The sequence below is a fragment of the Alteromonas sp. CNT1-28 genome (assembly GCF_022348345.1).
In the GTDB taxonomy this organism is placed as follows: Bacteria; Pseudomonadota; Gammaproteobacteria; order Enterobacterales; family Alteromonadaceae; genus Alteromonas; species Alteromonas macleodii.
Genome location: NZ_JAKREZ010000016.1, coordinates 207,487 through 232,076, shown reverse-complemented (window position 1 = coordinate 232,076; position 24,590 = coordinate 207,487). Strand labels below are relative to the sequence as shown.

General features: G+C 44.9%; 24 protein-coding genes and 1 tRNA gene. 11 read left to right on the top strand and 14 right to left on the bottom strand.

Annotated features, from left to right (window positions below; translation table 11 throughout):
• Nucleotides 1–205 precede the first annotated feature (205 nt).
• From MHN02_RS12185 to dusC, 5 genes are all read left to right on the top strand, one after another.
• A tRNA-Glu gene (locus MHN02_RS12185) sits at nt 206–281 on the top strand.
• A 348-nt stretch (nt 282–629) separates the two neighbouring features.
• Nucleotides 630–1,535 (top strand): M14 family metallocarboxypeptidase, encoded by a 906-nt coding sequence (locus MHN02_RS12180; protein ID WP_239246304.1) that lies wholly within the window; start codon nt 630–632, stop codon nt 1,533–1,535.
• A gap of 59 nt (nt 1,536–1,594) precedes the next feature.
• A complete protein-coding gene (locus MHN02_RS12175) occupies nt 1,595–1,816 on the top strand; it encodes a hypothetical protein (RefSeq protein WP_049586856.1) in 222 nt (73 codons plus the stop codon).
• A complete protein-coding gene (locus tag MHN02_RS12170) occupies nt 1,813–2,001 on the top strand; it encodes a DUF1289 domain-containing protein (protein WP_039230420.1) in 189 nt (62 codons plus the stop codon). Before MHN02_RS12175 ends, MHN02_RS12170 begins: the two co-directional genes overlap by 4 nt.
• 295 nt (nt 2,002–2,296) lie before the next feature.
• Nucleotides 2,297–3,235: a tRNA dihydrouridine(16) synthase DusC gene (gene dusC / locus MHN02_RS12165; RefSeq protein ID WP_061485318.1), complete on the top strand. Its 939-nt coding sequence runs from the start codon at nt 2,297–2,299 to the stop codon at nt 3,233–3,235.
• Nucleotides 3,236–3,264: 29 nt separating this feature from the next.
• Here dusC and MHN02_RS12160 read toward each other — a convergent pair whose 3' ends face one another.
• Together MHN02_RS12160 and MHN02_RS12155 are read right to left on the bottom strand one after the other, a co-directional pair.
• Nucleotides 3,265–4,239: a transposase gene (locus MHN02_RS12160; RefSeq protein WP_239246302.1), complete on the bottom strand. Its 975-nt coding sequence runs from the start codon at nt 4,237–4,239 to the stop codon at nt 3,265–3,267.
• 559 nt (nt 4,240–4,798) lie between these two features.
• Nucleotides 4,799–5,455 carry an arylesterase gene (locus MHN02_RS12155; protein WP_049586851.1) on the bottom strand — a complete coding sequence of 219 codons (657 nt, stop codon included), beginning with the start codon at nt 5,453–5,455 and terminating at the stop codon, nt 4,799–4,801.
• A 16-nt stretch (nt 5,456–5,471) separates the two neighbouring features.
• Between MHN02_RS12155 and MHN02_RS12150 the strand changes: the two genes are divergently transcribed.
• Nucleotides 5,472–6,170: an ABC transporter ATP-binding protein gene (locus MHN02_RS12150; protein ID WP_239246300.1), complete on the top strand. Its 699-nt coding sequence runs from the start codon at nt 5,472–5,474 to the stop codon at nt 6,168–6,170.
• Nucleotides 6,171–8,693 (top strand): FtsX-like permease family protein, encoded by a 2,523-nt coding sequence (locus MHN02_RS12145; RefSeq protein WP_239246298.1) that lies wholly within the window; start codon nt 6,171–6,173, stop codon nt 8,691–8,693. It begins immediately after the preceding gene.
• Nucleotides 8,694–9,017: 324 nt separating this feature from the next.
• Here the strand turns inward: MHN02_RS12145 and MHN02_RS12140 are convergent, their stop codons facing one another.
• Nucleotides 9,018–9,914, bottom strand: a complete 897-nt coding sequence (locus MHN02_RS12140; protein ID WP_014978825.1) for a TIGR01777 family oxidoreductase — start codon at nt 9,912–9,914, stop codon at nt 9,018–9,020.
• 23 nt (nt 9,915–9,937) lie between these two features.
• Complete coding sequence (folX, locus tag MHN02_RS12135; protein ID WP_012517852.1) at nt 9,938–10,306, bottom strand: dihydroneopterin triphosphate 2'-epimerase; 369 nt, start codon at nt 10,304–10,306, stop codon at nt 9,938–9,940.
• 73 nt (nt 10,307–10,379) lie between these two features.
• On the opposite strand from folX, the gene MHN02_RS12130 reads away from it, so the two are divergent.
• On the top strand, nt 10,380–11,420 hold the full coding sequence (locus tag MHN02_RS12130; protein ID WP_014948934.1) for an AI-2E family transporter: 1,041 nt from the start codon (nt 10,380–10,382) through the stop codon (nt 11,418–11,420).
• 262 nt (nt 11,421–11,682) lie between these two features.
• Here MHN02_RS12130 and MHN02_RS12125 read toward each other — a convergent pair whose 3' ends face one another.
• The 3 genes from MHN02_RS12125 to MHN02_RS12115 are packed head-to-tail and all read right to left on the bottom strand — an operon-like array spanning nt 11,683 to nt 13,956.
• The gene (locus MHN02_RS12125) at nt 11,683–13,014 is read right to left on the bottom strand and encodes an ATP-binding protein (protein ID WP_014978827.1); all 1,332 of its coding nucleotides are present in this window, start codon (nt 13,012–13,014) and stop codon (nt 11,683–11,685) included.
• On the bottom strand, nt 13,011–13,685 hold the full coding sequence (locus MHN02_RS12120) for a response regulator transcription factor (RefSeq protein WP_014948936.1): 675 nt from the start codon (nt 13,683–13,685) through the stop codon (nt 13,011–13,013). The genes MHN02_RS12125 and MHN02_RS12120 overlap by 4 nt, the downstream gene beginning before the upstream one ends.
• Before the next feature lies 1 nt (nt 13,686).
• A complete protein-coding gene (locus tag MHN02_RS12115) occupies nt 13,687–13,956 on the bottom strand; it encodes a PepSY domain-containing protein (RefSeq protein WP_014948937.1) in 270 nt (89 codons plus the stop codon).
• Nucleotides 13,957–14,508: 552 nt separating this feature from the next.
• Here MHN02_RS12115 and MHN02_RS12110 point away from each other — a divergent pair.
• A complete protein-coding gene (locus MHN02_RS12110; RefSeq protein WP_014978828.1) occupies nt 14,509–14,973 on the top strand; it encodes a pyridoxamine 5'-phosphate oxidase family protein in 465 nt (154 codons plus the stop codon).
• Nucleotides 14,974–15,347: 374 nt separating this feature from the next.
• On the opposite strand, the gene MHN02_RS12105 is transcribed toward MHN02_RS12110, so the two are convergent.
• Genes MHN02_RS12105 through MHN02_RS12075 form a run of 7 tightly spaced genes read right to left on the bottom strand, consistent with a single transcriptional unit; the run spans nt 15,348 to nt 22,454 of the window.
• Entirely contained in the window at nt 15,348–15,647 is a 300-nt protein-coding gene (locus MHN02_RS12105; protein WP_171338169.1) for a YciI family protein, read from the bottom strand.
• 4 nt (nt 15,648–15,651) lie between these two features.
• The gene (gene trpA / locus MHN02_RS12100) at nt 15,652–16,461 is read right to left on the bottom strand and encodes a tryptophan synthase subunit alpha (RefSeq protein WP_239246296.1); all 810 of its coding nucleotides are present in this window, start codon (nt 16,459–16,461) and stop codon (nt 15,652–15,654) included.
• On the bottom strand, nt 16,461–17,642 hold the full coding sequence (gene trpB / locus MHN02_RS12095) for a tryptophan synthase subunit beta (RefSeq protein WP_014976090.1): 1,182 nt from the start codon (nt 17,640–17,642) through the stop codon (nt 16,461–16,463). Before trpB ends, trpA begins: the two co-directional genes overlap by 1 nt.
• Nucleotides 17,643–17,662: 20 nt before the next feature.
• On the bottom strand, nt 17,663–19,072 hold the full coding sequence (trpCF, locus tag MHN02_RS12090; RefSeq protein WP_239246293.1) for a bifunctional indole-3-glycerol-phosphate synthase TrpC/phosphoribosylanthranilate isomerase TrpF: 1,410 nt from the start codon (nt 19,070–19,072) through the stop codon (nt 17,663–17,665).
• Complete coding sequence (gene trpD, locus MHN02_RS12085; protein ID WP_014948943.1) at nt 19,065–20,096, bottom strand: anthranilate phosphoribosyltransferase; 1,032 nt, start codon at nt 20,094–20,096, stop codon at nt 19,065–19,067. The genes trpCF and trpD overlap by 8 nt, the downstream gene beginning before the upstream one ends.
• A complete protein-coding gene (locus MHN02_RS12080) occupies nt 20,089–20,721 on the bottom strand; it encodes an aminodeoxychorismate/anthranilate synthase component II (protein WP_101563971.1) in 633 nt (210 codons plus the stop codon). The genes trpD and MHN02_RS12080 overlap by 8 nt, the downstream gene beginning before the upstream one ends.
• Nucleotides 20,718–22,454 (bottom strand): anthranilate synthase component 1, encoded by a 1,737-nt coding sequence (locus MHN02_RS12075; protein WP_171338172.1) that lies wholly within the window; start codon nt 22,452–22,454, stop codon nt 20,718–20,720. The genes MHN02_RS12080 and MHN02_RS12075 overlap by 4 nt, the downstream gene beginning before the upstream one ends.
• 278 nt (nt 22,455–22,732) lie before the next feature.
• Between MHN02_RS12075 and MHN02_RS12070 the strand changes: the two genes are divergently transcribed.
• The gene (locus MHN02_RS12070) at nt 22,733–23,590 is read left to right on the top strand and encodes a PHP domain-containing protein (protein ID WP_039225723.1); all 858 of its coding nucleotides are present in this window, start codon (nt 22,733–22,735) and stop codon (nt 23,588–23,590) included.
• Nucleotides 23,591–23,824: 234 nt separating this feature from the next.
• Nucleotides 23,825–24,445, top strand: coding sequence for an L-threonylcarbamoyladenylate synthase (locus MHN02_RS12065; protein WP_014948946.1), 621 nt, complete (start codon nt 23,825–23,827; stop codon nt 24,443–24,445).
• Nucleotides 24,446–24,590 lie beyond the last annotated feature (145 nt).

The window sequence follows — 24,590 nt, the reverse complement described above, 5'->3', positions numbered from 1 at the left end:
CGCCCTTTCACGGCGGTAACAGGGGTTCGAATCCCCTAGGGGACGCCATTTTATCGCGTCACAGTCGATTAAAACTGTGAAATAGGCTGGAGTTGATTAATCAACTTCTGACTGAAAGTTTCAGTAAGGAAAGGTCGCTCAGTTCGCTAGCTCACTTCGCCTTACTGAAAATCTCGAAAGCAGTGCTTTCGAAAGAAGATTTTCAGTCCCCTTCGTCTAGAGGCCTAGGACACCGCCCTTTCACGGCGGTAACAGGGGTTCGAATCCCCTAGGGGACGCCATATCGAAAAAACCAGCCATTCGGCTGGTTTTTTTGTTTCTGGCTTAAAACTTTGTGGACAGACACTGCAATTAAATCTGTAAGCAAATAGATGCAAAGCCATCTTAAGAAAACTTCAGTGGACAGACACTCTTCTTTCCCTCTTTAAACCATCTACCTAGACATACACCGATCATTTTCATCGGAATTTGCAATTCTTACAAAAGAGGCGTCAACGCCTTCGCGCAAGTACTTTTCAGAGGTTCAATGCGTAAAGAACTCATGTCACAACCCTTTAAGAAACTTTTGTGTGATAGATACGTGAGCTTGTTGAACTGTTATGATCTAAAAAATACAAAAGAGGTGTTATATGCAGAATTATCCAATTGGAACTCCTGGTGAGCCGTGGGGCGAAGAAGAAAAAGCCCAATGGAAAGCACAGCAGACTGTGAAAAGAAGTTATCAGGAAGAAGTACTTAATAAACTCTTCAACATTATCCCTGAAGGCTTTGAGTTAAAGCAGTATGGCGCACTTCCTTACGATACAGCGCGTTACCCACTATATGTTGTCATTCCCAAGAGTTTTGACGCTGAAAAGCCGTCTGCACTCGTTACAGGCGGTGTTCACGGCTACGAAACGAGTGGTGTGCAAGGAGCGCTTCAATTTATTGAAACAAAGTTGGCTCAGTACGCAGAGCAAGTAAATATAGTTGTGGTGCCATGTGTAAGTCCCTGGGGATACGAGTCGATAAATCGATGGAACCCAATGGCATTAGATCCGAATCGCTCGTTTTACAGTGATTCTCCTGCACCAGAGTCTGCTCAGCTTATGCAATTAGTATCTGATTTAGCGTTATCTCTTACGCTTCATATTGATTTGCACGAAACGACAGACACGGACAATAGTGAGTTTAGACCAGCACTGGCTGCGCGGGATGGGGTGACCCATGATAACTGGAACATTCCAGATGGTTTCTATACGGTTGCTAATACTCCAAGCCCCCAAATAGAGTTTCAAAAAGCAGTTATTGAGGCTGTGAAAAAAGTAACGCATATCGCACCGGCCGATGAAAACGGAAAGATTATAGGTGCAGATGTGGTGAGTGAAGGTGTAATTTGCTATGACAAGAAGTCGTTGTACCTTTGTGGAGGTATGACAGATGCTCAGTACGTCACAACCACAGAAGTCTATCCCGATAGCGATAATGCGACACCCGAAAATTGCAATGATGCTCAGGTGGCCGCAATTTGCGCTGCACTCGATTATTTAAATTAGACGCTTGAACGTTTAGACGTCTAGATGTATATTTGAGCCTCTTTTTTAGGAGGCTCTTTGTGTTTACTTATTCTGCGGTTATTTACGACGGTAAAAAGCAAAATTTAGTAAGGTATGACTGTGGGACAGACACTGAGTTTTCCTCATATCTTGAATCGCGCTTTGGTTGTCATGTCTGTTTGTGGTCCAATAAAGAGCTATCAGAAACTACAATGGCAGCTATCGCAGCTTCGCGAGTAAAGAGTAAAAAAGACGGTCTGGATAAAACAGAAGCTTTATGAACTTAATTTCCCCCTGTGTAGCCTTGTGCAAATTAACCGAAGAAGACATTTGCATTGGGTGTAAACGTACGATTGAAGAAATCATTAATTGGCGGACATACACCGATAATCAAAAGAAGGCCGTATTCACTCGCCTTGAAAATTTAGAAAAGGAAGCCGCTACCCAGTTACAGCCTCGTAAATAGGCTAAGTGCGAACTTCTATCAAGAACTTTCTACGTATGGACAGACACACAAGCTTTTCTATTCGTATAGAATTAGAAGCCTGCATCACTCCCACATGAAGTAAAGTGTCTAGAGAAAGTGTCTAGCGGACAGTCACTTACTAGATTTAAACAGCTGCAATTTAAAACCACCTTGAATGCACCTTAAGTAGACAGTCACAGAAGTTGAAAAACTAAGCATCAAAGCCTGGCTGATATAAGTGCTTTTTGCTAAACTCCCGCGCCGATTTTATGTTCTATAAACTGAGATTTTTGCAATGAAAGTAATGCTTGCCCCTATGGAGGGCGTTGTCGACCACTTAATGAGAGATATGCTCACTCGCGTGGGTGGTTTCGATCAGTGCGTTACTGAATTTGTAAGAGTGGTCGATCAAAAGTTACCAAAGAAAACGTTTTATAGACTTTGCCCTGAGCTTCACAATGGAGGCAAAACTCCGGCAGGTGTGCCTGTCCGAGTTCAATTATTAGGACAACATCCACAGTGGCTTGCAGAGAATGCACAAACAGCAATAGAGCTGGGCTCTCCTGGTGTTGACCTAAATTTTGGTTGCCCTGCCAAAACAGTTAATAAGAGTAAGGGCGGGGCGGTTTTGTTGAAAGAAACCCAAACCCTTTATGACATTGTGAAAGCTGTAAGGGACGCTGTTCCTGCAGAAATCCCAGTTTCAGCCAAAATCAGACTAGGTTTTGAAGACAAATCTTTAGCTATCGAGAATGCTATAGCTATCACTGAAGCGGGCGCTTCTGAGCTCGTTGTTCATGCGCGGACCAAAACGGAGGGATATAAACCACCGGCTTATTGGGACTGGATAGCGAAGATAAAGCAACACACCGATATTCCACTTGTTGCAAATGGTGAAATTTGGAACGCTGAAGACGCTAAGCGATGTCAGAGCCAATCAGAGTGTACCAACCTTATGATTGGACGAGGTGCATTGGCAATGCCTAATTTGGCGCTGAGTATTAAAGAGGGTGTAGCACCTATGCCATGGTCTGAACTGGCTGCTTTGCTGATTCAGTACTCTGGCTACGAAATTTTTGGTGATAAGGGCAAATATTACCCCAACCGAATTAAGCAATGGTGCGGCTATCTGAAAAGACAATACCCTGAAGCTGAAGTTCTGTTCAACGACATAAGGCGCCTAACGAAATCTCAGGACATTGTTGATGTGCTTGCACGCCAAGCCGATATTTAGCCAGGTACTTTTGCAATGGTGTTAGAGGTTCACGACAGATACCTTTGAGCATTTGCAACGTTTGGGCGGCATGCTCTTTGGCAGCATCTGGCGAAATTTTCCATCATCTCAGGGCAACCGACAGGCCCAGTAAAAAGTGTTTCAAAATTACTAGTTACTAGCTGCCAGTTCTCTTTTGTCATTCCAAGCTTACTTAACAAGCGGTTAGGAAGCTTTGGGACTTTGCAGGTATCCTTATTACTCTCCGCATTCATCGTATCAGTGATAAGCTGCAAATAATCGGTAAATGCGAAGGGCAACGGCACGGTGTTCTTGTGGTGACTATCGCTAAAGGGCATCAAAAACTTAGGCGTTTTATTCGAGCGTTTGGCATTCAAGCGATATTGGATACTAGTATGGTGAGAGTTGCTTAGCGTCGTCGCTATTTTTGCTCGAATGGGATTTAAATCGACGTAAGCCATTACACTGGCCAGTGCTTTCTCATCGAGTATAGCTTGTGACCTAAACCTTCTTTCCCAGAAATAGCCCTTACATTCATCTTCTTTGTTAGCTCTTCGAGCAATATATTCATTGAGCATACGCATAAACCAGCTGATGCTTTGAAGTCGCTCTCGATATAAAACAGATAATGATTTCAATTCAGCAAGTTCTTCTGACGTTACAGAATCAAAGTTTTCTAAATATCGCTGCACTACGGGCGGGCATTTATAAAACATCCTCCACCGAAGCAAGACCTCATCCATCGTCCAGCCTTCAGCTCTGCCTTTTGCTATATGTAATACCACATGAATGTGATTGTGCATAACAGCGTAGGCGCATAGGTCGATGGCAAAAGCTTGAGAAAGCTTATGGAGCCTGTCTTGAATCCACTTTCTTCTATGCTCATAGTTTATGCCAGTGCGGGCATCGCGACCACAAAGGTAAGATTGCCTCACGCAGCGAGAAATGCAGTGGTAATAAGGTGTAACATCAGTATTTATTTGCTTGTAACGAGGTAGAGGCATATCCGTATCCCATAGTTATTTATTGACATTATGAGATTTACGGCGTCAATTTTAAGTGGTCTTTGGGACAGTTTTAGGGACGGTTAATTTTCATGAATGCTCTTTCGATCAAATCTCAGAACTGGCAATCGTGGACAGACACTCGAATTTCATAACGGATAGACGTCAATCGTTAAGTCTATTTGACCCAAAAGAAAAAGGACAGACACCCTTATTCGCCGGGTTTCTGTCCTTTCTAATTTCCTTATTGCAAAGCCGCCTCTACTAGCTAGAGGACTAAGCAAAAGTACCAACGAGTGTCTGTCCCTAACAATTTAATTTAAAGGGCAAGTTATACAAACACGTCAACCCTAGAACCCACACGCCCATCGTTAGTGCTTGAGGTCTGCTGTGTGCTCTGGGGCTGAGTCTCGCGACTTTCTTGCACATTACGGGGCTCAACCTGTTGAATAGGTCGCTGTGGCGATTCTAAGACAGTGGAAACAGGAGACGAATTAACAGAAGAAACGTCCATAAACAAACCTCGCATTTAAAAAATCACTTAATAAGATTAGCACAATTATTGAGCGCTAAGAATTAAACTTCTTAAGTGTCTGTCCATAAAATTAGCGATCAAAGGCTGTGCCTCAGCATTTGGATGAATACCATCGTTTTGCATTAAGTCCTTATTTAGCGCTATTTCTTCAAGGAAAAATGGAATTTTTTGAACGTCCTGAGCTTCCGCTACTTTATTGAAGTTTTGAGTAAACATCTGCGTATAGCGCTTGCCATAATTAGAAGGAATTTGCATTTCTTGCAGAAACACTACGGCATTACTCTCCTTCGCAACACTTACCAGTGAATCTAAATTATCCCTAATCTTACCGATATTATGGCCCTGAAGGCCGTCATTACCGCCCAGTTCAATCAATACATGGGTAGGGTTGTGTTGCTCTAATAAACGGGGAAATCGCGCTAAACCACCGTCAGTAGTCTCTCCGCTTACCGCAGCATTTACAATATCAATCGGAATGTTGTCGTCTTGCCACATCTTTTGTAACAAACTGACCCAACCCTCATGTTGCTGTAATCCATAAGCCGCGGATAAACTGTCACCTAAGATAAGTAAAACCGCATTTTCGCTTGTGTCGCTCTGCTCGGCTTGATCTGATAGCGCTTGAAAGGGTATTAAAAGAATAAGTAAAAACGCGAACAAATAACGAAATTTAACAAACACGAATTGATGACCTCTTATGATAAAAGCTAATGCTGTAACCAAAGTAGTGGATACGAGTGAAGGTTCACTGCAGATCCTTCGTCCTATTTCTTTTGAAGTCAAGTCTGGTGAGTCCGTTGCCATTATTGGCGCGTCAGGCTCGGGTAAGTCAACCCTTTTGGGCTTGTTAGCTGGACTTGACCAAGTTACAGAAGGGGAAATTTTCTTAGATGGTGAAGCACTTCACAGTATGAATGAAGAAGAGCGCGCAATTTTAAGAGGAAATAAAGTAGGCTTCATTTTCCAAAGCTTTATGTTAGTTCAAAGCTTAACAGCCTTGGAAAATGTGATGCTACCGGCAGAAATTGCAGGGCTTGATAACCCAAAGGCACTAGCTTTGGATATTCTAGAGCAAGTCGGTTTGAAACATCGCGCGCATCACTTCCCTAATCAGTTGTCGGGGGGCGAGCAGCAGCGCGTTGCCATAGCGCGAGCATTTATTACCTCTCCCAAAATTCTTTTCGCCGATGAGCCTACTGGCAATCTAGACGCCAAAAATAGTGAAAAAATCGAAGCGCTGTTGTTCGAGATGAATAGAGAAAAAGGCACAACACTCGTACTCGTAACTCATGATAACGAGCTTGCGGAACATTGTGACAGGCAACTCACTATGAATGCTGGAGAACTCATTGAAACGACGGGCGCGAACACAATGAATAAAAAAGATGCGGTTTAGATGTCGACGTCTTTTAATTTAGCTTGGCGGCTTTTCAAGCATGAGGCTAGACGTGGTGAACTGACCATCATATTGCTGGCCATTGTGCTATCTGTGGCGGCCGTGTTGTCGCTGTCTCTTTTCAGTGAGCGTTTACAGGGCGCACTAAAGTCTCGGTCTGCGGCCTTCATTGCAGCAGATGCTCAGCTTCGCTCAGATGACCCTATAAACGAGGAATGGTTGGCTAGAGCCCGAGAACAGGGCCTTGAGACGGCAAAGCAGGTGGCAACACGTTCAATGGTATTTAAAGGCGACGAGATGTCGCTTGTTGATTTACGAGCCGTGAATGACGCTTATCCACTGAAAGGGACGGTCAATATTACTGACCAGCCTTTTGGAGAAAAACGCAATACTGCAGAATTACCAAAATCTGGCGAAGCATGGGTACAGTCTCGGCTTTTTCAGAGCTTGGGGCTTTCTATTGGCGATAGCATCGATATTGGTGATGGCACTTTTACCGTCACCCGTGTGTTGGTAGATATTCCCGATGCTGGCTTTAGCGTGTTTAATACTGACCCTATTGCGCTAATTAACTTAAACGACTTGGAAAAAACTGCGATAACCGGGCCAGGGAGTCGCGCTCGTTATGTGGGCTTTTTTGCCGGTGATGCGGGTGACATAGAAAACTTCAATACCTGGTTATTGCCCCAATTAAATGACGACTTACACTCGTGGCGTACAGTCGAAGATGACGAGTCAGCGATAGGGCGTTCTGTCGCAAGTGCTGAGCGCTATTTTCTGTTAGCGAGTTTGTTGGCAATAGTATTAGCGGCCGTTTCCATTGCTGTTGCTGCTCAGCGTTATGCTCAACGTCACTTTGATCCCGTAGCAATAATGAAGACCTTGGGGGCAACAAGCAGCACCATTCGAAAAGTCTATTTGTTCCAAATTTTATTTATCACTGGGCTTGGTATTTTTATCGGCCTCGTTATCGGTTTTATCGGTCAGCAAGTGGTGGTTTCACTTGTAGCGGATAGGGTGGATGTGTCTCTTGATGTGTGGCATTGGCGCCCGCTTTTAATCGCCGTTGCTACAGGTGCGACGTGTGCTTTGCTCTTTTCACTATATCCTCTGTTGCAGCTTTTTTCAGTTCCCCCGCTTCGCGTATTAAGAAAAGACATATCAGCGAGTTTACGTTCCAGAAGCATTCAGTTCGTGGCTTCAGGTGGCGCAATATTCTTACTGATGTGGATGTATAGTCGAGATTTAAAAATTAGCGCTATTCTTTTCGTTTCTGGCGCTGCGCTTGTGCTTGGATTGCTTGGTGCTACGTATATCTTAATTGCTGTGGGACGCAAGTTGGGCAGTGGAAGAATGGGGGCGTGGCAGTTGGCATGGGCACGTATTAAGCGACGTGCAATGGACAACAGCGTGCAGCTTATTAGCTTTTCCGTCACCATTATGTTGCTTTTAGTGGTGCTGGTAATGCGCAACGATATGGTTTCACAATGGCGCTCGCAATTGCCAGAAGGTACACCGAATTACTTCTTAATTAACATTACGCCGGATATTCAACCCGAGTTGGACAGACACTTCGCTGACAATGGCGTAAAAATTGAAGAGTTTTATCCTGTCATTCGAGGCCGATTTGTTTCGGTAAATGGAGAAGGGGTAAACACCGAGGTTTCTAAAGAAGATGAGCCGAATCGAGAAGGCCGGAGAGGTTTAGGCAGAGAAGCAAACCTAACTTGGAGCAACACGCTTCAAAAAGAAAACGAGGTCATTGACGGGAACTGGCATGGCGATGAGGATAAACAATACAGCGAAGGATGGTTCCCGGTTTCCGTTGAAGAAGGCGTTGCAGAAAGGTTGAACATTAAAATGGGCGATCGGCTTACTTTTAATGTGGGAAGCGAGATTGTCGAAACGAAAGTAACGAGTATTCGTACTGTGAATTGGCAGACTATGCAGCCTAACTTTTTCTTCGTTATTCACCCCGAGGCAATGGCCGCATTTAGCCCAACTTATATTACTAGTTTCTACCTTCCTACCGAGAGAAAGGCAGAGTTAACAAACCTACTTAAACCGTTTGCATCAATAACTATGTTCGACGTTGATGCTCGAATTAATCAGTTGCGAGAGATTGTGGATCAGGTGTCTGTTGCCGTTGAATTTATTTTGGTGCTGGTATTGTTAGCGGGCAGTCTGGTATTGATTGCACAAGTACAGGCGAGTATGGATGAACGCAGACAGGAAATAGCCATACTTCGGACGCTCGGTGCAAAGGGGGCGTTGATAAGAAAAAGTGTTATTTTTGAGTTTGTTATCATTGGTGTAGTAGCAGGCTTTATGGCAGCAATGGCCAATGAGTTGAGCCTTTATTTACTTCAAACCTCTGTATTCCAAATGGAAGCAAGCTTACACCCAGAATACTGGGCAATAGCGCCAAGCGTTGGCGCTGTCGTTGTAGGCATATTAGGTGCGTTTGGATGCTGGCGTTTGCTTACACTTAATACCAGTCAGATGCTGCGGAATATGGTTTAGGTATTTTTGTATTTAGAAGGCGCGTTAATTCAAAATGGACAGACACTTGGTTAAGTGCCGTTTAGATTAAGGGCAGTGGACAGTCACTCAATTCAAATGAGTGTCTGTCCACTGCGTATTTCACAGCAAAGTTCGCTAATTACGAAAGAGTGGTTTTCGCGAAGAATTTAAGAAGTACTCTGGTTTTAAAGTAAATAGAAGTTTTTGAGGTTTGTGACTAAGCAAAGTGCCTCGCGATAATGTTGTGCAATAAATGTGGACACACACCTGCTTAGCAATTCAAGTGACTGTCCACAAGGCACGTAGCTAATTTAAGTAATTCAACTATGCGCGATATATTTCTCTTAGCGCCTCGTCGATAGAAGGGAAGTCAAAACTGAAGCCGGCGGTAGTAAGCTTTTGAGGAATGACCCGTTGCCCCTCAAGTATCATCGTCGACGATTCGCCCATTGCTATTTTCATAACAAAGCCCGGAACATTGAACAGGCAAGGTCGGTCAAGTGATTTTGCGAGCGCTTTAGAGAACATCTTGTTCGTGACAGGCTCCGGTGCCGTTAAATTAAATGCACCAGAACATTCACTATTCTCTAGCAAGAAGGAGATAGCACGCACCATATCTTGTAAGTGGATCCAGGCCAAATACTGACTACCACTCCCAAGTGTACCTCCGGCTCCCAATTTAAACGGTAGTGCCATTTTCCCTAACGCTCCGCCTTTTTCGGTGAGAACTACACCAGTTCGAAGCGTTACGACACGTGTCTTAGCTTGATCTACACTTTGGGCAATAGTCTCCCATTTAGCGCACAGTTCATGGGTGAACTCGTTATGAGGAGGAGTTTCTTCAGTTACAAGCTTGTCTCCTTGATTGCCGTAGTAACCAATCGCGGAGCCCGATAAGAAAACAGGCGGAGGCGCATCACAACTATTTATTTTTGAGACTAGCTCAGAAGTGATGTCCCAGCGGCTATTGCAAATTATTTTCTTTTGAGTGTCTGTCCAGCGCTTATCGGCGATAGGCTCACCAGCTAAATTAATTACTGCGTCGAAACTTTCAAAATTTTCTATCGAAGAAACGTTCTCGACGATTTTGACGTTATCCCCCAATTTGCTCTTTGCTTTTGCAAAGTCGCGAGAAATCACCGTAAATTCATGTTCTCGAGAATATTGACGAATAAATTCGCTTCCTATCAGCCCTGTTCCACCGGTCAAAAGAATGTTCACAATTAGCTCCTCGAGGTATGACCTTATCCCGTCTTATTGCAAGATAGTGTCAGGGACACGGAATCAGAAAATCTAAGGGCATGTGGCTTGTCGACCTCAACCTCAGCGTAGCGCACCGAAGAATGTTCCGCTGCAATGCTTAACACATCGGCGGTAAGTTTTTCCAGAAGAGAAAAGCGGTTGTCTTCTACAAGCTTGATGATTGCCTTTGTAATCGTTTTGTAGTTAAGCGCATCACTCATATCGTCGGTGTTAGTCGCCTTTTCTGCGTCATAATCAATTTTCACGTTAACAACAACGTCCTGCTTGTTTTTTATTTCATCTTCATTGATGCCGATGTACGTACGTAGTCTTAAGTTTTTAATTTTAATAGTGGCAAGATTAAAGTTCATTGAAGTCTCTTGTTTGTAGTTGTTTATAAGTCGTTGTAAAGTGTTGTCGTTTCAGTCAGGAATGTAGCACAAAATGTCAATGGAACTACGCTCGCCAACAGCAAAAATTCTTATAGTTTTAGCATGTTTAGTAGTGGTGATGGCTGGTATTAAAGCCGCCAGTACGATCATGGTACCGTTTTTTCTCTCTATTTTTATAGCGATCGCATGTAGCCCAATAATACGTTGGACTTCGAAATTCGGCGTGCCTAAATGGCTCTCTATCACTTTTGTTATACTGCTTATCGTTGTTTTTGGTTTTCTTTTAGCTGGTTTAGTTGGCCAGTCTATGACCGAGTTTCGAGAAAATTTGCCAGAATATAGAAGTAAGCTTGATACCGAGTTTGCCTGGGTTGTGTCCAAATTGGCTGAGTTTAATATTCACATCAATCGAGAGTTAATTGCTTCTCACCTTGACCCCGCAACGGCTATGTCCGTAGCAACAAATTTCATCAGCGGAATGGGCGGCGTACTTTCAAACCTCTTTCTTATTCTTCTTACTGTCATTTTCATGCTTTTTGAAGCTGACAGTATTCCACGCCGGTTGCATATTGCCCTTGCCGATCCTGGAATGAAACTAAAGCATATCGACAGATTTATTCGTTCTGTGAACAGTTACTTAGCGATAAAAACTGTGGTCAGTTTAGGAACAGGTCTGATTATTGGTATTTGGCTGTATGTGATGGGAGTAGATCATTTCATGCTTTGGGCTGTGTTGGCTTTCATGCTCAACTTTATTCCTAACATTGGCTCAATTATCGCTGCTGTGCCTGCAGTGTTGATAGCCTTTGTTCAACTTGGCCCTGCCTCAGCAGGTTTTGCAGCGCTTGGCTTTGTGCTTGTTAATACTATCATGGGTAATATGGTGGAACCCAGATTGATGGGTAAAGGCATGGGGCTCTCTACACTTGTGGTATTCCTTTCGCTAATATTTTGGGGGTGGCTGCTAGGCACCGTTGGAATGTTGCTATCAGTTCCGTTAACCATGGTGGTAAAAATAGCTCTAGAGTCTCGCGAGGAGAGCAAGTGGCTTGCGGTGCTGTTATCGAGTGAAGGTGAGAAGTCTGCGTCGTAACTTAGTGTAAATAGAAAGTGGACAGACACTCAATCGATTTAAAAAAATCTCTTATTGGTCTCTAGCTAAACAGTCAATTGAGAATGTGTTTGTTTGCCCCAAACTTTTGTGCAAGATTAAGTGTCTGTCCACTTTCCATACGCCCCAAATTTTTGTAGGAACTCAAGTGTCTGTCCACTCTCATATTCACTCTCATATTTGGGCAATTGAAAGCTCAAGGATTTAACGATCATGCACAAACTTCGTTGTACTTTTTAAAGCACTATTCGTGATTGGGAAATTGAATAACGATACGAGCACCGCCAAGCGAACTGTCCTCGATGAGCATTCTACCTTCGTAGATTGAAACTAAATCGGCCGCCAACGCCATGCCTATACCGTGGCCTTCTGTATAGGTATCAAGTCGAGTTCCTCGCTCTAACAAAAGCACCTTTTTGTCGTCAGGAATACCAGGGCCGTCGTCTTCTACTTTAATCGTTAGCCAACCAGCACACTTCGACGCTGATACGATAATCTTATTGTTCGCCGCCTTGCATGCATTATCTAATAGGTTGCCACATAGTTCCATGAAGTCGGTCTCGTCTCCTTTAAACTGAGTGTCCTCATCCATTTCTAACTCAATGGTAAGGGCTTTATCTTGGTAGACCTTGTCCATCGCATCGGCGAGTTTGTACAAAACAGGTAATATATCGATAGCGTGTTGCCAACCAGATTTTCCTGCACTCGCTCGTTTCAACTGACGTTTAATTATTCTGTCAATTTGCTGTAGTGCTTCGTTTACCTCAGCGGGTAAACCACTAGTGCCCGATGCCACCGCCAAAGGCGTTTTCAAACTATGTGCTAAGTCTCCTAAACTGTTTTTATATCTCGCCCTTTGGGCGGCCTCAGTTTGAAGCAAACCATTAATGGATTGTTTTAAGGAATCGAATTCAACTGGATAGCGTGATTCTAACTGGCGTTTATGTCCACTTGAGGCTTGTGAAATTTCGTCAATTAACTTCCTAACAGGAAGAAGTACTAGGCTAATCCCGATAATAATAAAAATTAGGAGTGCTATACAGAGCGTGAAAATCCACTGCCACGTTGTGTCTAAGAACGTATTCCGCTCTGCTTCAAAAAGTGCTTTATTGTTAAATATATAAAACCGAACAGGCTCGAAGTCTCTACTTGAAGCAAATTCCGCAGTAAAGGCGTATACAAAAAACTCGGAATCTTCTTCAAACTTAGGTGTATGAGAATCCAAAAATAACTCGTTACCGACTGCAACGTCTATCTCAGGTGGTGCAAAGGTATACTCAAGAGCTGAGGCTGATTGCCAAATAACTTCGTCTCGAAACACAATTACGCCAAGATAACCCGACCCAGGAAGGTTTAACTGCTCTTCGTATAAAATTTCAGGCATATAGGGTAGGTCGCCATCTAATTCGAAAGCCGATAGCAAACCCAAGTTCATTAACCTGAGCTCACTCATCTTGGCTTGCGTAAGGCTATCTGTGTACGCCTCATCTAAGATAACAACAGTGAAGGGCGCAAAGAACGCCAGAAGAACAATCGCTAAAGAGATACTTCGAAGGCGAAGCGACAGCTGCCTCATAAACTTCTATTTATCCTGTAGCCTCTACCTCGAAGGGTTTCGATTGGCTTTAATTCACCTGTAGGATCTAGCTTTTTCCGGAGTCTTCCTACGAAAACTTCTATGACATTACTATCTAAATCGAAATCTTGGTCATAAATGTGCTCAGTTAGCTCTGTTTTTGAGATGACCTTTTGCGGGTTAAGCATAAGGTACTCCATGACTTTGTATTCGTAAGCTGTTAGATCCAGAGCTTGACCGTTTAACGATAGTTCTTCACTAACGGTATCCAGCGAGATAGGACCGAACTGAATGGTTGGGTTCGCTTGTCCTGAAGCTCGTCGAATTAGTGCTTTTGTTCGAGCAAGTAACTCTTCGTTATGAAAGGGTTTGGTGAGGTAGTCATCGGCTCCGGCATCAAGGCCTTCCACTTTCTCTTGCCACCTATCTCTAGCAGTTAAAATGAGTATAGGGCAGGAAATATCAGCTTGACGGGCTTTTCGTATAACCTCAAATCCGTCTAGCTTTGGCATGCCGATGTCGACGATAGCCAGGTCATAGCTATATTCTTTAATGAGAAAAAGCGCGTGCTCACCATTATCTGCGAGGTCTACGCTATAGCCATTTTGCTGAAGGAGCGCATCAAGCTGGGTTAATAATCTGCTATCGTCTTCGGCTACGAGGATACGCATGTTAGTCCTTATCTTTATTTGTTTTTACCTTGCCTGAGCGTTTGTCTACGTCTACTGATACTACTCGCCCTGACTTTTTAAGTACTTTTACCCGGTAGTTTTTTGAGGTCTGTTCAACTTTTAAGACGCGTCCATTTACAGCAACGCGAGCTCGCTCAGCAGCTTCGCTTTTTGATATATCGCCGCCAGAGTCTTGAAACGCCAAAGCTGGCGCTGTGTTAGACAAAGCTAACACTAAACAAACTACTGCAACACGAAGCGATAATTTCATATAACCTCACAATTATTATCCCACTCAGGCCAAACTACAGATAAGTATAACTTGGTTAACTGAACCCATTCTGAACTAGGTTTAGTCTACCTTGCGGAGCAAAAGCTGTATATAAGCCTTAAGTAAATGGCATTTACGAAAAAGCAAATATTGTGGACAGACACTTAATTGCTATGAGGCCGGAAGTCATATTGAGTAATCTTTACTCCTACTTTGAAAAAGTGTCTGTCCACTTTGTTGATTGTCATTAAGGGGGACCAATGTTTATCGTGCAAACGAGTGACTGTCCTCGTTTTTTGATAAATAGTTCACAACGCTCATTTGGATGTACGAGTGTGTGTCCAAAGCTGTACCTAACTGGCTTGTAGTTAAGAGCTTACGTTTCTCAATAACTCTTTTGGCAGCTGAGCAGGATGATATTGACTTTTTTGGCATGCCACGTGCGAGGCATAAGCTTCAGATGAATCAATAAAATGAAAATAAGGCGTTTTGTTCAACTGATCCATTCAATAGAAACGTAGGACAGACACTTATTTTCAACAAGGAGGAGCTATGTCTAGCGATATTAAGAAAACAATGTGGAAAGCAATGTCAGATAGTCCAAAAGTTATGGTAAGTCTGGTTGGCGAGGATATGCATGCCGAGCCTATGTACGCCCAACTTGATAAAGACGCTGATAGCGAGTTTTGGTTTTACACTAGTCGAGACAACCGCATTGCAAAAGGTGGAAAAGCCATGGTTCATTTTGCATCCAAAGGTCATGATGTATTTGCTTGTATACGAGGCAACCTCACTGTTGAATCACGTAAAGAGGTGATTGATAAATACTGGTCTAATCCAGTAGAAGCATGGTTCGAGAAAGGTAAAGATGATCCTTCTTTATTAATGCTTCGCTTCGAACTTATAGATGCAGAAGTGTGGGATGCAGACCCTTCACTCAAAGGCATGTTTAAAATGCTTGCTGGTAAAACGGTAAAGCCAGAAGAGATGGGTGAACACGAAAAGGTCGATCTTTAAACGCAGTATTATGGGCCAATTTTATGACGAAGCTTTGAGGCGCTGAGACACTTACTCAGAGGAGCGAGTGCCTGTCCACAAGGGATTGTTTATTGCGATTGTTGGCTGATTATTAAGTGACCGTCCATTATCAACCAAATGAAGCTTGGCAAACAATTACGAGTGTGTGTCCTCATTAGTCTAGCAAATGAGTGACTGTCCACACTAGTTTCTCATTAGTCTAGCAAGTGAGTGACTGTCCACACTAGTTTAATAAATAAGTGTTAGCTTTGTTACTGTTGAAGCAACAAAAAAGCCCCTTAAAACCGGAGCTATTCGGTCTCAAGGGGCTTTCGTTATTTATCGCAGTTTGCTACTTAGCGTTTAGCTAAAAATTAAGGCAAAACCTTTTTGTAAGGTTTAACTACAACACTTTCGTAAACACCAGCTTCGATGTACGGGTCGGCTTCTGCCCATGTTTGAGCAGCCTCTAGTGAATCAAACTCTGCTACTACTAGCGAACCAGTAAATCCGGCTGGGCCTGGATCTAGGCTATCTACAGCAGGGAAGGGGCCTGCCATAACTAAACGGCCCGCATCTTTTAATGCATTCAAACGTTCAAGGTGAGCAGGTCGCGCCGCTAGGCGTTTTTCTAGACTGTCCGCCACATCGGTTGCACAAATCATATATAGCATACGTTTATCCTTTTGCCGTAGCTGCTTTCATGCTTTCAACAAAGCTGCCGAGCTCGCTTAGCATTTTGTGACTGTCCGATAAATTGGCAGCGATAATATTCACTGTCGCCGAGCCTGAAATTGCGCCAGCGGCACCTGCGTCAATAGCAGATTTAACCTGTTCCGGTGTAGAAATACCAAAGCCTAACAATGCTGGTGCTGCTTTGTGTTTGTTCAAGCGCTCAATAAGCTCTGAAGCGGGCACGTTTGCCGCAGTTTCTGCGCCAGTAACGCCCGCACGACCCAGCAAATACGTGTAACCTTTCGAGTATTCCCCGATTTTTTCCATAGTTTCGTCAGTAGCATTAGGTGGTGCAATCAAAATTTGTGAAATGCCAGTGGCTTCGGCTGCTTGTTGAAAAGGAGCCGCTTCGCGAATAGGAACGTCAGCGACCAAAATTGAGTCAACGCCCGCGTCTTGTGCTTTATTGTAAAAATTTTCGATGCCTTGGGCCATGACTAAGTTGCTGTACAGCAGCAAGCCGATAGGCACGTCTGGATATTTTGCACGAACACGTGAAATAACACCCAAGCAATCGGCTACCGTCACCTTATTACCTAAAGCGCGAATGGCAGAAGCTTGGATTGTAGGGCCGTCGGCGATGGGGTCAGAGTAAGGTATACCTAACTCAAGTGCGTCAGCACCGCTTTCTACTAGCTGGCAAATGATGGCTTCAGATTGCGCTAAGTCGGGGTCACCTACCATTACAAAAGGTACGAAAGCGCCTTGGTTCTTTTCATCAAGGCCGGCAAACATCTGTGCATATCTATCCATTATAAATCGTCCCCTAAAATGTTGATAACGTGCGCTAAATCTTTGTCACCACGACCTGATAAGTTAACTACGATGATGGTTTCTTCTTCCGCTTCATCCGCCATATTAAGTGCGTGCGCTAAAGCATGCGACGATTCAAGGGCAGGAATAATACCTTCTTTTCTTGCAAGCAATTGGAATGCGTTCAGCGCTTCTTCATCGGTGGCGGCCACATATTCCGCTCGTCCAATGTCGTGAAGATAAGCATGCTGAGGGCCAACAGCAGGGTAGTCCAGACCAGCAGAAACTGAGTAGCTCTCTTCAATCTGACCTTCTTTGTCTTGCATAATGAAGGTGTATGCGCCGTGAAGAATACCTTTTGTACCCGTCACGATAGTTGCGCCGTGCTCTTTGGTGTGCACACCTTTACCCGCAGGCTCAACGCCAACTAGGCGTACAGATGGCTCATCAATAAAGTCTGCAAACATACCGATAGCATTTGAGCCTCCGCCCACACATGCTACTACTGCGTCAGGCAAGCGACCTTCTTTTTCCATAATTTGTGCACGAGTTTCCTCACCAATCATGCGGTGATATTCACGAACAATGGTCGGGAACGGGTGAGGACCCGCGGCTGTGCCTAACAAATAGTGCGCTTTATCATAGTTCGCTGACCAGTCGCGCATGGCTTCGTTTACGGCATCTTTAAGCGTACCTGAGCCTGCGTTTACAGGAATAACCTCTGCGCCCATAAGCTTCATACGGAACACGTTTGGCGCTTGACGTTCAACGTCTTTCGCACCCATATAAATACGTGCTTTAAGCCCCAATAATGCACATGCTAACGCGGTTGCAACACCGTGTTGGCCTGCGCCAGTTTCGGCGATAACCTCTTTTTTACCCATGCGTTTGGTAAGTAGCGCTTGGCCTAGCACCTGATTAGTTTTGTGTGCACCACCGTGTAATAGGTCTTCACGCTTTAGGTATAACTTCACCTTTGGGTTACTTACCAGATTGCGAGTTAACGTCATTGACGTTGGGCGACCGGCGTAGTCTTTTAACAGAGATAAAAACTCCTCGTTAAATGTCGGGTCGTCCTTGGCATCCAAAAATGCTTTTTCCAGTTGGTCTAGTGCTGGAATAAGTAGCTCGGGCACGTACATGCCACCAAATTCACCAAATTTTGTATCTAACTGGTTCATTACGTTGTCCTGTATTTAAATTAGTAACGGCGGCAAATGGCAAAAAGCGCATCGAGTTTTTCTTCGCTTTTCACGCCGGGTGCGGTTTCTACACCTGAATTTACATCAATAGCACCACAGCCGGTTGCAATAGCATCTGCAACATTCTGGGCGTTAATACCGCCAGCAAGCACTAACTTATGCTTCGCTTCGATATCATTTAATAACTGCCAGTTGAAGGCTTCGCCTGTACCGCCTTTTGCATCGCCTACTTGGCAATCCAGAAGAACGCGGCTGATAAGGCTATTATTTAAGTGTCTGTCCACTGTTTCTGGTAGAGCGCCAGAAGAGGTTGCTTTAACACCTTCGACTTTCCAAATTTCACAACCTTCTGGAAGCTTGGCAGCAAGCGCTGAAATGTAGGTGTCATCTTCGCTGCCGTGAAGCTGCACGGCAAAAAGGTTAAGCGAGGTGGTGAGTGATGCCACTTCATCAATGTCGTGATTAACGAACACACCAACAAAAGCACCGTCAATGCTCTGCGTTATAGTCAAAGCCTGTGCTTCGCTCACACAGCGTGGCGATTTTTCAGCGAAGATTAGCCCGCCAAAGCTTGCGCCTTTATCAAACGCCATTTGTGCTTGTTCGGGGCTGGTAAGCCCGCACACTTTAACTGCGCCATTCACTAACGTTTTCACAGCGCGCGGTAGGTCAGACTCTGCCATTAACGCACTGCCCACCAAAAAGCCTTGGGATACAGGCGCTAAACGAAGCACGTCTTGGTGTGTGTATATGCCCGACTCTGAAATAACCACGTAGTCGTGCGTGGCTTTTTCAAGCATGGGCACAAGGCGTTCGGTGGTCGCTAAATCGGTAGAAAGGTCGCGTAAGTTGCGATTATTGATACCAATGATGTTGGCTTCAAGGGCAATAGCGCGCTCCATTTCTTCTTCATTACTTACTTCGGTAAGAATGTCTAATGACAGAGCATTGGCAACGCTTGCCAACTCGCGATATTCGTCATCATTTAGCACACTAAGCATTAATAGCACTGCGTCGGCATTATAGTGACGGGCTAGATACACTTGATAGGTATCAACGAAGAAATCTTTGTTAAGCACAGGCTGAGCAACACGCTCAGTAACATAAGCTAAGTACTCAAATTTACCTTGGAAGTACTTCTCGTCTGTCAGCACAGAAATACCGGCAGCATAAGGCGTGTAAGCCGCTAAAATCTCGTCTAAATCGAAATGCTCTCGAATAAGGCCTTTTGAAGGCGATGCTTTTTTGCATTCGAAGATAAAGCCTGCGTTTGGTTCACTAAGTGTGGCAAATAAACTCTTTTCGGAAGGAACTAGATTCGCCTTGAAGTTTTCTAGCGGCAGTGCTTCTTTGCGTGCGGCCACTTCTTCTCGTTTGTCTGCAACAATTTTCTCAAGCACATTAGCCATTCGTGCTTACCTCCTGAGTAATTTTGGCAACCTTCGTTAATAACTGCATGGGTAACCCTTCGGCCATAGCGTTCATCGCCATTTCAGCCCCTTCTTTGAAGGTTGAGGCTTTGCCGGTTACTTTCAACAGTGCCCCGCAGTTCATGGCGATAGCGGCACGGTGCGCCTCTTTACCTTCGCCGTTTAGCGCTGCTTCAACAAATTGTCTGTTTTCTTCAGGTTCACCGCCCTCAATCGCAGAAAGAGGATAATGAGGTAAACCGAAGTCTTCGGCGGTAACGGTAAGCTTGCGAATATCGCCATGCTCAAGATCGTAAATCATTGATTCGCCGTGAAGCGCCAGTTCATCCAAGCCATCGCCATGCACTATCATTGCGCGGTGTTGGCCAAGCAGCATAAGGGTTTTTGCGTAAGGTTCAAGCAGTTCAGGCGAGTATACGCCGAAAACGCCGTGAGTTGGACCCGCCGGGTTTGCCAGCGGCCCCAGTATATTAAACAAGGTTCTGGTCTTCATCGCAGCGCGCACGGGGGCTGCATGGCGCATACCGGCGTGATAAACCGGTGCAAAAAGAAATGTGAAATTTGCTTCATCTAAGCACTTGCGGGATGTTTCTGGGCTAATTTCTAAATTAAGACCAAACTGGCGAAATAAATCAGCAGAGCCAGACTTACTCGAAACACTGCGATTACCGTGTTTCGCCACCTTCACGCCACAAGATGCGGCAACTACACCGGCTGCACTGGAAATATTAATGGTGTTGTGGCCATCTCCGCCTGTACCAACGATATCTGCAAACTCATAAGACGGTGTGGGAAAGGGCAGTGCATTGGCAACCATGGCACTCGCCGCACCCGCAATTTCGCTGGGAGATTCTTTTTTCATTTTCAGCGCAGTCAGCACTGAAGCAATCATCACCTCGCTTTGCTCACCGTGCATGATGCTGTTAAACAAGCTGTATGCCTCGGTTTGCGACAGTGATTCTCGCAACATAATTTGTTCTAGTAGAGGGCCTGCGTTAAGCATGGTTCGCTCCCTGTAACGTTAAATAGTCAATACTTTGCTTTAACAGCAAACTGCCGTGGGCTGTTAAAATAGATTCTGGGTGAAATTGGAAACCCAACATGCGATCTTCGCTGTTGTAAACTGCCATTACGGCCTCACTGCCGTCATCGTTTATTGTAGATGCGCAAACAGTAAGGTTTTCAGGCAATGAATGTGCCACTAAAGAGTGGTAGCGTGCGACATGTAAGGGCTGCTGTAAGCCTTTGAACATGGCGTCCTCAGAATGGGTAATAGCAGAAGACTTGCCGTGCATAACTTGGCTGGCGCGACCTACGGTGCCGCCGTAATGCTCAACAATAGCTTGATGGCCTAAGCAAATACCAATTACGGGGAACACGCCGTGTACTTTTTTAAGTAGCTCAGGCATACAGCCGGCTTCACTTGGTGCGCCTGGACCTGGTGACAACATAAGAAGCACTGGGCCTTTCGTTGCTTGTTCCTGCATTCTTTCAAACAGAGCATTTGCAGAAACCGTGTTGCGATAGACCTTAATGTCTAGGTTTAAGGTGCGCAGTTCGTCCACAAGGTTGTAGGTAAATGAGTCTACATTGTCGAGCAAAAATAGGGTGGTCACTTGCTGATTCATGCGTTGCCTCCTTCATTTAATGCAACGTTGATACTTTCAGCTTCTTCTTGTAGCGCTGCTTTTACTGCACCGATTACCGCTTGTGCCTTAGCGCGGGTTTCATCAGCTTCAGCTTGTGGAACCGAGTCATATACTACACCTGCACCCGCTTGAATATAAGCCGTGCCGTTTTTCACAAACGCTGAGCGAATGACTATACAAGTGTCCATATCGCCTTGACCATTCAAGTAGCCAACCGCGCCGCCATAACTGCCGCGGCGTTTTTTCTCTACTTCACGAATTAACGTCGCTGCGCTTACTTTTGGTGCGCCAACTAGGGTGCCCATATTCATGCAGGCTTGATAAGCGTGCAGTGGATCTAAGTCGTCACGTAGTTGACCAACCACGCGTGACACCAAGTGCATCACATGAGAGTAACGGTCAACTTTAAGCAAGTCTTTCACATAGCGCGTACCTGGGCGACTCACCTTTGCCACATCGTTTCGGGCAAGGTCAACCAGCATAATGTGCTCAGACTTTTCTTTGGTGTCTTCGCGAAGGTTAAGCTCAATACGGCTGTCTAAATCTCTGTCTATACTGCCATCAGGGCGCTTGCCGCGTGGACGGGTACCGGCAATTGGGTAGATCTCTACCTGATTACTTTCTCTTTCGTATTTAAGCGCTGATTCAGGAGAGGCACCAAATATGCTGAAAGCGGTATCTTGCATGTAAAACATGTAAGGGCTTGGGTTTGATTCTTTAAGTTTAGCGTAAGCAAGTAGTGGCGACGGGCAGGGGAGAGAGAATGTGCGCGAGGGCACAACCTGAAAAATGTCGCCAGCTAAAATGTGCTGTTTTAAGTCCAGCACATGGTTGCAAAACTGTTCATCACTTAAATCAACACTCACTTCAACGCTTGGGTCAAAAGAAGAAAGTGACTGTCCGTTTTCGGTTTCGTTTGAGTGTTCTGAGTCGCAAACGAGTGACTGTCCACTTTGTGCTTCACTTTCTACATCAGTAATCTTTACAGTATTTGCACCCACTAGCACGGGCTTGGCAGGCATATCGTGTAGCTGCTGATGAATGGCTTCTAAGCGCTGAGCAATGGCAAAGTATTGCTGGGCAACGTCTTGTCCGCTAAAAACACTGCCAATTAAATGTGTCTCGCGGGTTTGGTGGTCAACGGTAATTAAGGTCTCTGCCAAGTAAAATACAAAGTCTGGACAGTCATTTTCACCTTCTGCAACATCGGGTAATTTTTCAAAGCCTGCTAGCATGTCGTAGGCAAATACACCGCCTAAGAAAACCGCGTGGGGATGTTGGCGGATTGGCGTTATCTTATTGATAACAATGCGAAGCGCGTCCATTACGCTTGCGGCCTTTAAGCGGCTGTCTTCGTCAAGTTCACCGTCGGCTTCATCACACACCAACGTAATTGAAGTGTCTGTCCTTTCTTTGATGTGTAGGCCGTCAGGGGCGTGGTCAACAAATAAAGGTAACACTGAAGCGCCGTTGCCTGTCAGTGCTTTCACTTCAACGCGGTTGCCCCGGCATTCCATGCGCAGTGCTGCGTCAACCATTAACAAGCTTTGTAAATCGTCTTTAGAATCAATTTCTGCCGACTCTAAAAGCAGTGCGTTATTTTTATTGCCACAAAGGTGGGCAAACGCGGCAAGTGGATCATCGACATAGTGTCCCACCTGCTCAATTGTCTCTACCTTACCTGGGGAAATCCCCAGTTCCGCTAAACTCATTTTTGCTACTCTCCAACTGCAAAAAGACAAAAAAAAGGCCCGTATAAACGGGCCTTTATGTGTATTCATTCACGCACTACAGTGCACACCGCCCGTTAAGTTAGGGAGTGCCACCACCAAGCTGCAACTGTCATTGCTGTTGAAATATTGTATGAATGCATGAATTACTCGTTGTTTTTCCAAACTTCAATAGGATTTGAAGCGGTTAGTACGTATACTTTGTGTGTATAGAAGAAAACAAATTGCCGTTTGTGTCAACCTAAAATTTGCATAAGACATTGAAAATAGATCTACACAGTCATACAAAATTCTCTGATGGCCACCTAACGCCAGAAGAATTAATCCTTCGCGCGCACACCATGCAGGTGGATGCGCTTGCCGTTACCGACCACGATACCGTAGCCGGTTTGGAAGAAGCACATGCTACTCAATCGAAGCAAAAACGTGCATTAACCATTATTGATGGTGTTGAAATTTCCACCACTTGGCACAGTTTCGATATCCATGTAGTTGGATTAAATGTGGACAGACACTGCCCAACGTTTCTTGAGCGGCTGCAAGGCCAGTCTCAAACCCGAGAAGCTCGAGCTGAAAAAATTGCTGATAAGCTCGAAAAGTGTGGGTTTGAAGGTGTTCTAACGCGAGCAAAAGCGCTAGCGGGCGTTGGCCAGGTGACACGGGCGCACTTTGCGCGCGTATTAGTAAACAACTACGGTGTGCCAAGTATGGACGCCGCGTTTAAAAAGTATCTTGGCAAAGGCAAACGAGCTGCAGTTAAAGCAGAGTGGCCAAGCATCGAAACGGCTATCGAGTGGATCCACGATGCAGGTGGACAAGCTGTACTGGCTCATCCTGCTCATTATGATATGACAGCGAAGTGGCTACGGCGCTTGGTGGCCTTGTTCGAACAAGCCGGTGGCGACGCCATTGAAACCGCATTCCCAGGTATCAATAAAACCAAACAAGAGCTTATTAATGAGCTTGCAGAAACCCATCAGTTACTAGCATCGGCGGGCTCTGATTTTCACTTTCCGTCTCGTTGGACTGAGCTGGGTAAGAACCTCGGCATTAGCAGTAAGCTCACACCCGTATGGCATAATTGGAAACAATTTGAAGGGCAGATGGCCGAGAGCTAAGGAAATCTAATTTCCAACGCTCTCGGTATAAATGGGCAAGGTAAGGCAAATGGTACACGTACGGTTGATGAGCACTATCGCTAATTTAAATGCCGAGAGTTGGTTAGTAAAAAGCTCAAAAGCTTAAAAGCGAGTTTTACCCACGAGCTTAACCAGCAAGCTTTACGAGTGGACAGACACTTACCTCGTTGGCAAAGTAGTATCGTTCTGCGCGTTTAAGAAAAGGAAGTAATTATGAGTCAATTTTTCTATGTGCACCCCGACAACCCGCAAAAGCGCCTCATTAGTCAGGCTTGTGAGTTAATTCGAGAGGGAGCAGTGGTGGTGTATCCGACAGACTCAGGCTACGCCATAGGTTGCCAAATGGAAGACAAAAAGGCGCTTGAGCAGTTGTGTCGTATTCGTCAAATCGATAAAGATCACAACTTTACCTTAATGTGCCGAGACATGTCTGAGCTATCAATTTACGCAAAGGTAGACAACACGGCGTTCAGACAAATTAAGAACAACACGCCAGGGCGTTACACCTTCGTGTTGAAAGCGACCCGCGAAGTACCAAAGCGTTTGCAAAACCCTAAACGTAAAACCATTGGAATTCGCGTGCCCGATAACGCCATTGCACTTGCATTATTGGAGGAGCTGGGCGAACCATTGATGTCTACGTCTTTGATTTTGCCAGGTAACACCATGGCCGAATCAGACCCGGATGTCATTCGCGACAACTTAGAAAAGCAAGTTGGGCTTATTATTCACGGTGGTTACATTGGTGAGCAGCCCACTACCGTGGTTGATTTGTCGGAAGACACGCCAGTAATTGTGCGACATGGCACGGGCGATCCGTCTCCCTTTGAGTAATTTTCGTTAGGCTGACTTTTTGAAAAGACTGTTTTAAATAGGTTATTTTAAATAGCTTCTTTTGCTAGTTGTAGGTGAAAGTTATTATAGGATTCCGTAAGCTAAGAAGCTAAATAGCCAAGGGTTGTTGTTCTTTGATGTAAAG

Coding starts and splice junctions, on each gene's coding strand:
- MHN02_RS12180 (WP_239246304.1), top strand. CDS start 630: ATGCAGAATTATCCAATTGGAACTCCTGGTGAGCCGTGGGGCGAAGAA.
- MHN02_RS12170 (WP_039230420.1), top strand. CDS start 1,813: ATGAACTTAATTTCCCCCTGTGTAGCCTTGTGCAAATTAACCGAAGAA.
- dusC (WP_061485318.1), top strand. CDS start 2,297: ATGAAAGTAATGCTTGCCCCTATGGAGGGCGTTGTCGACCACTTAATG.
- MHN02_RS12160 (WP_239246302.1), bottom strand. CDS start 4,239: ATGCCTCTACCTCGTTACAAGCAAATAAATACTGATGTTACACCTTAT.
- MHN02_RS12150 (WP_239246300.1), top strand. CDS start 5,472: ATGATAAAAGCTAATGCTGTAACCAAAGTAGTGGATACGAGTGAAGGT.
- MHN02_RS12145 (WP_239246298.1), top strand. CDS start 6,171: ATGTCGACGTCTTTTAATTTAGCTTGGCGGCTTTTCAAGCATGAGGCT.
- folX (WP_012517852.1), bottom strand. CDS start 10,306: ATGAACTTTAATCTTGCCACTATTAAAATTAAAAACTTAAGACTACGT.
- MHN02_RS12130 (WP_014948934.1), top strand. CDS start 10,380: ATGTCAATGGAACTACGCTCGCCAACAGCAAAAATTCTTATAGTTTTA.
- MHN02_RS12125 (WP_014978827.1), bottom strand. CDS start 13,014: ATGAGGCAGCTGTCGCTTCGCCTTCGAAGTATCTCTTTAGCGATTGTT.
- MHN02_RS12120 (WP_014948936.1), bottom strand. CDS start 13,685: ATGCGTATCCTCGTAGCCGAAGACGATAGCAGATTATTAACCCAGCTT.
- MHN02_RS12115 (WP_014948937.1), bottom strand. CDS start 13,956: ATGAAATTATCGCTTCGTGTTGCAGTAGTTTGTTTAGTGTTAGCTTTG.
- MHN02_RS12110 (WP_014978828.1), top strand. CDS start 14,509: ATGTCTAGCGATATTAAGAAAACAATGTGGAAAGCAATGTCAGATAGT.
- MHN02_RS12105 (WP_171338169.1), bottom strand. CDS start 15,647: ATGCTATATATGATTTGTGCAACCGATGTGGCGGACAGTCTAGAAAAA.
- trpA (WP_239246296.1), bottom strand. CDS start 16,461: ATGGATAGATATGCACAGATGTTTGCCGGCCTTGATGAAAAGAACCAA.
- trpB (WP_014976090.1), bottom strand. CDS start 17,642: ATGAACCAGTTAGATACAAAATTTGGTGAATTTGGTGGCATGTACGTG.
- trpCF (WP_239246293.1), bottom strand. CDS start 19,072: ATGGCTAATGTGCTTGAGAAAATTGTTGCAGACAAACGAGAAGAAGTG.
- trpD (WP_014948943.1), bottom strand. CDS start 20,096: ATGCTTAACGCAGGCCCTCTACTAGAACAAATTATGTTGCGAGAATCA.
- MHN02_RS12080 (WP_101563971.1), bottom strand. CDS start 20,721: ATGAATCAGCAAGTGACCACCCTATTTTTGCTCGACAATGTAGACTCA.
- MHN02_RS12075 (WP_171338172.1), bottom strand. CDS start 22,454: ATGAGTTTAGCGGAACTGGGGATTTCCCCAGGTAAGGTAGAGACAATT.
- MHN02_RS12065 (WP_014948946.1), top strand. CDS start 23,825: ATGAGTCAATTTTTCTATGTGCACCCCGACAACCCGCAAAAGCGCCTC.